The organism is Helicobacter burdigaliensis (assembly GCF_003670295.1).
In the GTDB taxonomy this organism is placed as follows: domain Bacteria; phylum Campylobacterota; class Campylobacteria; order Campylobacterales; family Helicobacteraceae; genus Helicobacter_D; species Helicobacter_D burdigaliensis.
In genome coordinates, this window is record NZ_QXJG01000034.1 from 1 (window position 1) to 11,454 (window position 11,454).

Consider the following 11,454-nt stretch of genomic DNA (forward strand, 5'->3'; position numbering starts at 1 on the left):
CCCCCCCCCCCCCCCCCCCCCCCCCCCCCCCCCCCCCCCCCCCCCCCCCCCCCCCCCCCCCCCCCCCCCCCCCCCCCTTTACTATTAACTAGCATCAGGGAGGGATAAATGCTACCAGAAAAGAAAAAATTTAAAGTAATTGATCTTATTAAGGAGTTTGAATTTTTTAAAGAAAAGCACTTAGAGCCAAATGATTTTAGAAAGCTTGGTTTTAATGAAGAGCTTATTAAGCTTGTAATTTCTGAGTTACAAAGTACCAAAGGTTCTATTCCTAATGTAGGTGTAATTGCTTGCCCTTCTTATATTAGAGAAAAGTTTGATGAGATGGATCAAGAATATTATGGACGCATCATTAATATTTTTAAAAATTTTTCAAGTTTGCTTGAAAATAGAATGGTTTTGATTTATGTGGATAATCTTTTAAATTTAGGGCATAGTTATGAGGATTTGAGCGAAAAGGATCAAAGATTGCTCTTTAGTCTTTTTGCGGCACATGATTTGTATAATTCTATGCGGGATTTACTCATTGCAAAAGGCTCTATCACAAGGATTGTAAAAAGGCTTTGTCATGCCTTAGAAGATTTTTATCCTGTTTTTAAAAAACAATTTGAGCGTTTCCATAGGTATTAGTGGATTAAAAGCTGAATATATTTAGAAGTTTTTTGGCTTTTATAAAATTTTTATAAAGAATAAAAATTAATAGATTTAATTTATTTTTGATAAAGTTTTTAGTAGTATTTGCCAAAATCTTCATTGGAGAAATGAATGCTTTTAGCAATGTATAATATTTTTGTATTTATTTTTATAGGTTTTATGGCAAACAAAATGCGCCTTCTTGGCAATAAGCATAGTGGGATTTTGCTTGGTTTTTTGATAAATTTTGCATTGCCTGCACAAGTTTTTAATGGAACTTATCATGCACAAATTGATTCTTCTTTTCTTCTTTTGTGTCTTGTTTCTTTGGTGAGTAACTTTTTTGTAGGAGGTGTTTTGTGGATTATTGGTGGGGTTTTAAAGCTTGATGGAGCCACAAAAATTACCCTAAGTTTTATGGGAACGCTTGGAAATACTTTGTATTTGGGTTTTCCTTTTGTGCAGGGAGCTTTAGGGAATGATTATGCAAATTTAGTGATTATCTATGATCAATTTGTTACAGGAATTCCTTTTGCCTTTTTAGCACCCATTGTGCTTAGTATGAGTGGTAAAACTTCTTTTTCTTTTAAAAGTGTTTTTCAAAAGCTTTTTAAGAGTCCTTTGTTTTTAGCCCTTCTTTGCGGTGCTTTTTTTAGAATGTTGCCTTTTTCTATTCCTGATGAGTTTTTTTCTCCTCTAAAAGCACTAGCGCAAACTGCAACACCTGTGGCTTTATTTGCTATTGGAGTTCAGCTAGATCTTAAAGGGATTTTAGATTGGAAAATGCCTACTTTACTTTTGGGAACAAAAATGATTTTAGCACCTTTTATTTTGTTTATGTTTGTGAAAGTTTTTGTAGGGGATTTTTCAAATTTACATAAATTAGCTCTTATTGAAGTGGCAATGCCCCCGCTTGTAAGTGGAGCTGCTATTATTTATAAAGCAGGATTGAATGCAAAATTGGCTCTTAATTCTGTAACATTTGGAATACTTGTTAGTTTTGTATCTGTCCCTATTTGGCTTTATTTTGCTTGATTTGTTTAATATAGATAAATATAGAATCTTAAATTAAAAGAGTAAAAGAATGTAAAAGTAATTGAGATTTCCCGCTTAAAGCGGGAAGAGAATTTATTGAATAATATAAGCTTTAAGAATCTTTTGCTCTTTTAAGGGCTTGTCATTAGAATCGGTGGGTGTATATTCTATCTTTCTTAAGGTTTTAAAGCTTTCTTCTTCTTTATCTTTGCTAATCTCTCCAAAGATAGTGTGTAAGCCATTTAAATGCGGTGTTCTTGTGGTTGTTATAAAAAATTGACTACCATTTGTATTGGCTCCTGCATTCGCCATAGCTAAAATTCCAGCTCTATCAAAAGCATAACCCTTTACAATCTCATCTTCAAAATCTTTTCCCCAGATAGATTCTCCACCTCTTCCTGTTCCAGTTGGATCGCCCCCTTGAATCATAAATTTTCTAATGGTGCGGTGAAAAATAGTGCCATTATAGTAGCCATTATTAATGTGGGTTACGAAATTTTCCACAGCCTTTGGGGCAACATCAGGAAATAAAGTAAGAGTGATTTTTCCTGCTGTTGTTTCAAGTACCGCTTGAATAGGCTTAGCTTCTTTAGCTTCTGCAAGAGCTAATGTGCTAAGAAAAGCAAAAATGCAAGTAATTTTAAGCAAAGAGTGAATTAACGCTTTCATTTTTATTAATCCTCCTTATAACTTCTGCAAATAGGGGTGCTACACTTAAAACTTTAATTTTATCGCATTTTTGAGCTAATGGAATGGTATCTGTTACAATCACTTCATCAATATTGCTATTGCTAATACGCTCATATGCTGGACCACTAAATACAGCGTGTGTGCCAAGAGCTATTACGCTTGTTGCTCCTTTATTTTTGAAAGCATCTGCTGCTTTTACAATCGTCCCTGCAGTATCAATCATATCATCAATTAAAATAACATCTCTGCCCTCAACGCTTCCAATTACATTCATTACTTCAGATTCATTAGCCCTCTCACGCCTTTTATCCACAATAACAATATCTAAGCCTAAAAGTTTAGCAAAATATCTTGCTCTTGCTACACCGCCAATATCTGGGCTTGCAACGATTGGGTTTTTGAGTTTTTTTTCTAAAATATGCTCTTTAAATACAATAGAACCATAAAGATTATCCACAGGAATATTAAAAAATCCTTGAATTTGTCCTGCGTGTAAATCCATAGTAATGAGGCGACTAACCCCAGCAGTTTGTAAAATATCTGCTACAAGCTTCGCACTAATTGGCACACGCGGAGCAGCCTTTCTGTCTTGTCTTGCATAGCCAAAATAAGGCATAATCACATTAGTAGAATTAGCTGAGCTTCTTTTTAGTGCATCACACATTATTAAAAGTTCCATTAAGTTGTCATTTGCAGGAGCACAGGTAGGTTGAATCACAAATACATCTTTTCCTCTTACACTTTCGCATAATCTTACGCTAATCTCTCCATCGCTAAAGCGTGATATTTCTGCTTCTGTTAGCTCCACATCTAAGTTTTGTGCTACTTTTTTTGAAAATTCTGGATGAGCACTTCCTGTAAAAATTTTCATATCTTGCATTAAATGCCTTTGTTTTTGAAATTAAAACTTCAATTATAGTCTTTTAAAACTTGAAAAAAATAAAATACATATCAAATTTGTGTTAAACTTCTAAAAAAATTATCCTTCTAAAAGGCTAATAATGGGAATTTTAAATTTTTTAAAAACCGCTACTTGTGAAGAGATTGAAAGTTTTTGTCAAAAAAGATTTCAAGAAAATCTTTCTTTTTTTCAAGAAGATTATCCAAATTTATTGGAAGCGCTCAAAAATGAAGCTAAAGAATACCAGCTTTATATCGGTAAAAAAGGTGTGAATATTCTAAATTTTAAAAATAATTCTTTTCTTTATGGATTAGATGAAGAGGGTAAATCTAGTATGCTTTTAGTGCATGAAAATTGTAGTTTTAATCCACTTTTAAACCAGCAATGGAAGAGAATTTTTGGCTCGCGTGCTTCTTTTATGGGAAAAGAGTTTCCTTTTACTTCAAAATGGGTTAATGAGATTTTGTCTTTTAGTATGAATAATGGGTGGGTAGAATCTCTTCATCTTTCTAATGACTTTTTACCTAGTCTTAATCTATTTGGGCTTGGCGGGGGAATTTTCTTGCAAGTTTTAAATGAAAATTATGAGAGTTTTCATAGCTTTTTGATTTTTGAAGAATCTTTGGATTTATTTAGGATTTCTTGCTTTTTTGTGGATTATCCTACTCTTTTTTCTAAAACACAAAATAGAGCAGGATATATTTTTTTAGAAAGCTTAATAAAAAAAGACTATGTATATCATTATTTTTTAACGCGAAAAATTAGTACTTCTGTAATGCGATTAGAGCTAAGCTTGTATCAAACTCCGCTAAATACGAGTGCAAGAGAGCTTGTGCATGAGCTACATTCACAAAATTATAGGGGTTGGGGAAGTTTTGAAGATGAGATGAGGGGGATAAAAAATAAGCTTAGTGTGGAAATTTCTAAAATGCTTATTGAACCAAAAAGAATCAATGCTCCTATTTGTGTGGTTGCAAATGGCCCAAGTTTAGATTTTTTACTCCCCTTTATTAAGCAAAATCAAGAAAAAATGATTATTTTTAGCTGTGGAACTGCTTTAAAACCTTTAAAAAAAGCAGGTATTATTCCTGATTTTCAAGTAGAAATTGAACGCCATGATTATTTAGGAGATGTCTTAAAAGAGGCACCTTTAGGGGATGTGCCACTAATATGCGCGAGTGTGCTAGATAAAAAAGCAAAGGAGCTTGCAAAGGAATTTTATTGCTTTGAGCGTGCAGGTTCTAGTGCTGCAAATTTTAAAGCTCCTAAATTTCAAATACAATTTAGTGCACCGCTTGTAGGAAATGCAGGAGCAGCACTTGCTAGTTATTTAGGGAGTGATGTGATATTGTGTGGGCTTGATTGTGGATATAAAAAAGGTGCTACAAAGCATGCAAAAAACTCTTATTATGGGAAAGAAGAGAAAAATGATCTTCCAAAGGACGCTTTTAGAGTAAGGGGGAATTTTAGTGAGGATATTTATTCTGATGCGCTTTATTCGCTTTCACGCACAAGCTTAGAAGAGGCTTTTAGTGCTTTAAAGCCTTTTAATATTTTAAATTTAAACGATGGAGCATATATTAGAGGGGCTAGACCTACGCATTTTGATGAGTTTGAGCTAAAAGAGATTGATAAAGAGCAACAAATTAAAAATCTAAAATCTCTTTTTAAAGATCCTAAAATGAATGATTTTTATTCCAAAGAGCCCAAAAGCCATCTTTTTGAAGTGATTGCTTTTAAAAATAGAATTGGAGATTTATTTAAAGAAGAAGTAAAAACTAAAAAAGAACTTTTTATTCAAGTAGATAAAATTTCTGATGAAATAGCTAAAATCTCTAAACAAAATCCATTAGTTGCAATTTTATTTGGAGGTTCTTTAAGTCATTTTCTTTACCATTTGACACTTTCAAGTTTGCATTTACCCCATAATAATATTGAATATATTTGGATTAAAGCACAAGAATTGTATAATAATGGCTTTGAAGCAATGGTGGAATATTTTAATGAAGTTATAAAAAATTAAAGTTGGAACACTAGTTGCTTAGTTATGTTTATCTTATGTCAAAAAAAGGATTGAAATGGCAACAAAAACTTCAGTTTCATTGGTTTTAGCAAGTGCATTGCTTAGTGCAAGTTTATTTGCAGCAGAGGCTACAACTACAACACAAACTTCAGTGGCAAGTCCAGTGGGTAATGCAGGTTTTACAAATGCTTCTGTGGGAAGAAACTCTAATACTCCAGCAGGATTACAAGGAGTAGAAGTAGGTGGAGATGAGATAGTAATTCCAAATGCTCCTATGATTACACCCTCAAGCATTATTGAAATTAGTGCAGTGGGTATGGGTGTAGCACCAGAATCAACTGTTTCTCCCGCTCAAGCTTTAGCTTTAGCAAAAAGAGCAGCGATTGTAGATGCTTACAGGCAGATTGGTGAAAAAATGTATGGTATTAGAGTAAATGCTCAAGATACAGTAAGAGATATGATGCTTAAAAATTCAACTGTTAAAACTAAAGTAATGGCAGTAATTAGAAATGCTGAAATTATTGAAACAGTTTATAAAGATGGTTTATGTCAAGTAAGTATGGAATTAAAACTTGATGGAAAAAGATGGTATCGTATTTTAACTGGCGAAAACTTCTAATTTATCCCTTTATTTTTTGGGGTATTATCTTTTTTGTTTTTGGGTGTGCTAAGAATCCCCAAAAACAAGAACAACCTTCTAGCGCAATAGTTTTTTTTTCTATCAATGAATTTAAATTTAATGATATTGGAATTGTAAGAAAAGCTCCTACAAAAACAACTTTAGAAATTTTTAATATGGGACAAGTGTTGCTTAGTTTTAGTGCGAGCAATACGGGAGTTTGTATCAATAAAGAATGCTACTCTAAAGAAGTTTTTATAAGAAGATTTTTTAAAAATGAAGCATTGAGTGAATTAAATTTTAAAGATATTTTAGAGGGGAAAGAGATTTTAAAAGGAGAGGGTAGAAAAAATTTAGAGCAAGGCTTTTATCAAAGTATTCAAAAGGGTAAAAATACAATTTTCTATGAAGTAAGCAAGAAACGCATTTATTTTAAAGAATTACAAAGTAATTTTATTTTAGAGATAGAGCATAAACAGCTCTAATAAATTTATTTTTAAAGAGTTTTTAACACAAACATTATGTGTCAAAAAATGAACTCTTAACTCCATTGATAAAAATAATAGCGATGACAATAGGAATAATGTATTTAACATAATAAAACCATATTTCTACTAAGATTTTGTTGTTTGTTCCTTCTAGTAATTCAATTTTTGCATCTTTATTAAGCACCCAACCCACAAAGATAGAAGCACCAAGAGCTGTAAGCACAAAAAAGATATTTCCAGAAATCACATCAAAAGCATTAAAAATATTTTTGCCAAAAATTAGCACTTCTCTTAGAGGTCCATAAGCTAGGATTGAGGGGATATTTCCTGCAATAAAAGTAAAGGTAAGCACCCAAAAAACCGCCCATTCTCTTTTTAGCCTTAGCTTCTCGCTTAAAACACTAATTAGAACTTCATAAAGAGTAATAGAGGTAGTAAAAGCAGCAATAATTAAAAGAGTAAAAAAGCTCACTGCCAAAATACTTCCAAATTGCATAGAAGAAAATACAATAGGTAAGACTTCAAAAATGAGTTTAGGTCCAGAATCTCGCTCTAAACCAAAGCTAAAAAGAGAAGGAAAAATCATAAAACCTGCTAAAAGCGCGATGATAGTGTTTAGCACACCTGTTCCAACAGCAGTTTTGATAAGGTTTTCACTTTTGCTAAGGTAAGAAGAGAGGGTTATCATCACCCCAAAACCAAGTGAAAGAGCAAAGAAAACTTGCCCTAAAACATCGATGAAAAGTTTGGAGTTGATTTTGCTAAAATTAGGAGTAAGATAGAATAAAACTCCTTCTTTTGCACCCGGTAAAGTTAAATTTCTAATCACAATTGCAATAAGACATAAAATCAAAAGTGGCATTAAAAATTTCATAGCTTTTTCGATGCCATCGCTCACACCTTTTCTTAAAACAATATAATTTAGTAGCACAAAAACTAGAGTATAAACACTTACCATTAAAGGATTGTATTCAATATTTTGTATATAAAATTCCCTAGTTTCCTGTGCGCTTAATGTGTGATTTAAAGGTAATATGCCTTGAATGATGCTTGAAATATAGGTTAAAACCCAACCTCCTAATACCATATAATAAGCAATAATCCCAAAACAGCCAATAAGCCCCATAATCCCAACAATCTTCCATGCCTTAGAAAAATCTTTTTTTTGATAGTGGGGACTAAAAGCATCGAGTGAGTTTTTATGTGCGCGTCTGCCGATAACATTTTCAACCAAAATCATAGGAATCCCGATTAAAAGCATTGCTAAAATAAAGACTAAGACATACGCTCCCCCTCCATTTTCACCTACTAAATAAGGGAAACGCCAAGTCGCACCAAAGCCTATCGTAGCTCCTGCAGTGGTTAGAAGATAGGTTAGGGTGCTAGACCATTCATGCCTTTTGCTCATAAAAACTCCTTATGATTTTAAAAATAAAAGAAGTTTGTATATTACAATAATTTACTTACAAATTTAAGAAAATAGAAGCAAGTGCTAAGAAAATATTTTAAAACACGCATATTTTACACTTATTTTTTAACAAATGTTTAGAAAAATATATGTCTTTTAGAGTAAAATCTTAATAAAAAGCTAAAGGAAAACTTATGAAAATTACAGATTGGAGTAAAGCAGATTTTGCTCAAAATCAAGTGAAAATCAATGTGTTAGTAGAAAGTGAAAATAGCAAAGAGATTCAAATCTTACTTGCAAAAAATAGTGTGATGGATAGGCACAAAGCTCCTTTTGCCATCCATGTGCAAGTTTTAAAAGGAAAAATCATTTTTAAAGTAGATGAAGAATATACACTTAATACACTTAGTATGATAAGTCTAGCACCTAATGTGGAGCATTCATTGCAAGCTTTAGAAGATTCTATTGTGCGATTAAGTCTTGCTAAAAATGATAGTGCAAAAAGAGTGAATGCTGTGCTTAAAAAGCCTTAGGATTTTGGGAATATTTTAAAAAGTTTTTAGTAAATTTATGGAGATTGTAGAGAATAGCGCTTGTGGTATTCATAAGGCTTTAAAAAAATATTTTAGGTAAATTTTTAAAAATTATTGTATAATCTTGGAAATTTATGAGGGAGTAGTAGGCGAGAATACTCGTGGCAAACCAACATACTGATGTTTAAGCCTTGCTAACATCTGGTTTTGTCTTAAATTATGAGACTCATATATAACTTTAAAAGCTATATATGAAGTGCATTCCCTTTTTTTAAACTAGCTTCATTATAGTAAAGGAGCTAGATGCATACGCAACCTACATTAAAAGAACTTTATACAAAATACAATACAAATCCCACAAAGGGCTTAAGTGCTGAGCAAGTCTTGCTTAACCAAGAAACTTTTGGTAAGAATAAAATAGAATCCACTCCACCAAAATCCATTTATACACAAATCTTAGAAGCATTCAAAGAGCCTATGGTTTTGCTTTTAGTCATTGCTGGAATCTTAGCGCTTAGTATTAATAGCTATGAATATTTTGCAGGTGGAGAGGCAAACTTTTTAGAATGCTTAGGAATTTTTATAGCGATTTTTCTCTCCATAGCCATTACTCTTATTATGGAAAATAAAAGTCAAAAAGCTTTTGAAGCTTTGCATAAAATGACAGAGGGAAATAAGATTAAAACTATGCGAAATGGGGCTATTAGTATGGTAGCTCAAGAAGATTTAGCACCAGGGGATATTATTTTTTTAGAAAGTGGGAATAAGATTCCTTGTGATTGTCGCATAATTTCAGCCAAAGAGTTAATGAGTGATGAATCCTCTCTAACAGGAGAGAGTATGCATGTGCTAAAAGATGAGGAACTTCACAATAAACAAATAAGCAATACTTATGAAAATATGCTTTATAGTGGTTGTTTTGTTACGCAAGGGAGTGCTAAAGCAATTTGTGTGGCGGTTGGCTTAGAGAGCGAGTTTGGTAAAGTAGCAAAAGAGCTCAATTTAAGCTATAAAGACACCACACCCTTACAAGAAAAGTTAAAAAGATTGGGTGCTAAAATCACTATTTTTGGAGCGGTTGCTGCAAGTTTGGCATTTGTTTTACAAGTGGTATTTTTTATCTTAAGAGGGGAAGTCGCACTAGAGTTAGTGAGTGAGGCTTTTATCTCTAGTGTGGTTTTGATTGTAGCAGCTGTGCCAGAGGGGTTACCTACGATTGTTGCGGTATCTTTAGCGCTCAATGTGATTAAGCTCTCAAAGCAAAATGCACTTGTAAAAAAGCTTATTGCATGTGAGACAATTGGCTGTGTGAATGTGATATGTTCGGACAAAACTGGCACACTCACTAAAAATCAAATGAGTGTGGAGCATTTTTTTATCCATAATAAAAAGATAGAATTAAACAATAAACAAGATTTAGAAGAAAAGTCCTTGTCTTTGATTTTAGAAAATTGTGCGTTAAACTCCACAGCAGATTTAGAACAAAAAGGGGATAAAATTTTATTTTTAGGGAATCCCACAGAATGCGCCCTTTTGGTGCATGCTAAAAAATATGGCTGTGATTATAGAAGTTTAAGAGAGAATGCAGAGATTTTGCATTCTTTTCCTTTTTCTTCACAAACTAAAAATATGATAACCCTTGCTAAGATGCATAAAAGCATTATTGCTTATACTAAGGGTTCTCCAGAGAAGATTTTAGAGCTTTGTGCGGATATGGATTGTGGGCTAGTTTCACAGATTAAAAAGGAAATCACTTATTTTCAAAAACAAGCCTTTAGGGTGATAGCGTTTGCACACAGAGAGTTGCAAGAAGCTAGTTTTATAAGAGAAGAAGTAGAGAGAGATTTTATCTTTGATGGCTTTGTGGCAATTGCTGATCCTTTAAGAGAAGATGTATATGATGCAGTTTGTAAGGCAAAAGAAGCAGGAATTAGCCTAAAGATTCTAACAGGGGATAATCTTGAAACAGCTAAGGCAATAGGCACACAACTGCATTTATTGGAGCAGGGTGGTATAGCCATAGAGGCAAGTGAGCTTGAAGCGATGAGTGAGGAGGATTTTTCTAAGATTTTAGGGCAAGTGAAAATCGTAGCTCGCTCCACCCCTAGCACCAAAATGCGTATTGTAAAAGAGCTAAAAAGGCAAGGCAATGTCGTCGCACTAACAGGAGATGGTATTAATGATGCTCCTGCATTAAAAAATGCAGATGTTGGCATAGCTATGGGGATTAGCGGGACAGAAGTTTCCAAAGAAGCAAGCGATGTGGTGCTTTTAGATGATAGCTTTAGCACGATTATTAGGGCGATTACTTGGGGTAGGGGGATTTATCAAAATTTTCAGCGTTTTATCCAGTTTCAGCTAACCGTCAATCTCTCATCAGTAATTATTGTTTTATTTGCTGTTGTGATGGGTTTTAGTGCGCCTTTTAGTGCTTTGCAACTTTTATGGGTGAATCTTATTATGGATGGGCCACCCGCACTTACTTTGGGCTTAGAGCCAGTTTCTAAAAATTTATTAAAATACAAGCCTACAAAACGTGATGCAAATATTATCACTAAAAGTATGCTTGGGCTTATTGTTGTGAGTGGTGTTTTTATTTCTTTTGTATGTCTAGTGCAGTATTTTTGGAATTTTTTAGGTGCTAGTGAGGAAGAGAAGGGAAGTGTGCTTTTTACTTTATTTGTTGTGATGGTGCTTTTTAACGCATTTAATGCAAGAGAATTGCATAATGAGAGCATTTTTAAAAATCTTGGTGCAAATTATTTGATGTTGCTTACATTTGTGGTTACATTTGCATTGCAGGTTTTAATTGTGCAGTTTGGAGGAGAGGCATTTAAGACAAATCCGCTAGAATTTTTAATGTGGGTAAAGATTGTGCTTGTTGGGTTTTCTGTGATAGTGGTAGGAGAGATTATGCGTCTTTGCTATCGTTTTGTATTAAAGTGGAATGATTGATGATTTAAGTATTTTAATGGGGGATAAAAATAAATTTTCTATAAATAAAAAATAATAAATTAAAATTTAAAAAAACTTATAATAAAATTCCAAAATTTAAAATATTAATTTTTATAATTTAATATTTATATTTTCTAAGAACAAATAAAAAACAAATGGGGGAATTTGT

9 protein-coding genes and 1 pseudogene are annotated in these 11,454 nt (G+C 33.1%); 7 read left to right on the top strand and 3 right to left on the bottom strand.

Annotation, left to right across the window (positions count from 1 at the left end; translation table 11 throughout):
- Positions 1-108: 108 nt before the first annotated feature.
- Positions 109-630 carry a hypothetical protein gene (locus EBF09_RS08690; RefSeq protein ID WP_121764713.1) on the top strand — a complete coding sequence of 174 codons (522 nt, stop codon included), beginning with the start codon at positions 109-111 and terminating at the stop codon, positions 628-630.
- 135 nt (positions 631-765) lie between these two features.
- Positions 766-1,668 (top strand): AEC family transporter, encoded by a 903-nt coding sequence (locus EBF09_RS08695; RefSeq protein ID WP_121764714.1) that lies wholly within the window; start codon positions 766-768, stop codon positions 1,666-1,668.
- A 93-nt stretch (positions 1,669-1,761) separates the two neighbouring features.
- On the opposite strand, the gene EBF09_RS08700 is transcribed toward EBF09_RS08695, so the two are convergent.
- Positions 1,762-2,337, bottom strand: coding sequence for a peptidylprolyl isomerase (locus EBF09_RS08700; RefSeq protein WP_121764715.1), 576 nt, complete (start codon positions 2,335-2,337; stop codon positions 1,762-1,764).
- Complete coding sequence (locus EBF09_RS08705; RefSeq protein WP_121764716.1) at positions 2,309-3,238, bottom strand: ribose-phosphate pyrophosphokinase; 930 nt, start codon at positions 3,236-3,238, stop codon at positions 2,309-2,311. Before EBF09_RS08705 ends, EBF09_RS08700 begins: the two co-directional genes overlap by 29 nt.
- A gap of 121 nt (positions 3,239-3,359) precedes the next feature.
- Between EBF09_RS08705 and EBF09_RS08710 the strand changes: the two genes are divergently transcribed.
- From EBF09_RS08710 to EBF09_RS08720, 3 genes and pseudogenes are all read left to right on the top strand, one after another.
- Positions 3,360-5,282 (top strand): motility associated factor glycosyltransferase family protein, encoded by a 1,923-nt coding sequence (locus EBF09_RS08710; protein ID WP_121764717.1) that lies wholly within the window; start codon positions 3,360-3,362, stop codon positions 5,280-5,282.
- 259 nt (positions 5,283-5,541) lie between these two features.
- Positions 5,542-5,901 (top strand): annotated as a pseudogene (locus tag EBF09_RS09520) (LPP20 family lipoprotein); the annotation flags it as partial.
- On the top strand, positions 5,868-6,386 hold the full coding sequence (locus tag EBF09_RS08720) for a hypothetical protein (protein ID WP_121764719.1): 519 nt from the start codon (positions 5,868-5,870) through the stop codon (positions 6,384-6,386). The pseudogene EBF09_RS09520 and the gene EBF09_RS08720, both read left to right, overlap by 34 nt.
- A 34-nt stretch (positions 6,387-6,420) precedes the next feature.
- Here EBF09_RS08720 and EBF09_RS08725 read toward each other — a convergent pair whose 3' ends face one another.
- Positions 6,421-7,797, bottom strand: coding sequence for a sodium-dependent transporter (locus EBF09_RS08725; RefSeq protein ID WP_121764720.1), 1,377 nt, complete (start codon positions 7,795-7,797; stop codon positions 6,421-6,423).
- Positions 7,798-7,991: 194 nt separating this feature from the next.
- Between EBF09_RS08725 and EBF09_RS08730 the strand changes: the two genes are divergently transcribed.
- On the top strand, positions 7,992-8,330 hold the full coding sequence (locus tag EBF09_RS08730; protein WP_121764721.1) for a cupin domain-containing protein: 339 nt from the start codon (positions 7,992-7,994) through the stop codon (positions 8,328-8,330).
- Positions 8,331-8,633: 303 nt separating this feature from the next.
- Complete coding sequence (locus EBF09_RS08735) at positions 8,634-11,285, top strand: calcium-translocating P-type ATPase, PMCA-type (RefSeq protein ID WP_121764722.1); 2,652 nt, start codon at positions 8,634-8,636, stop codon at positions 11,283-11,285.
- Positions 11,286-11,454 lie beyond the last annotated feature (169 nt).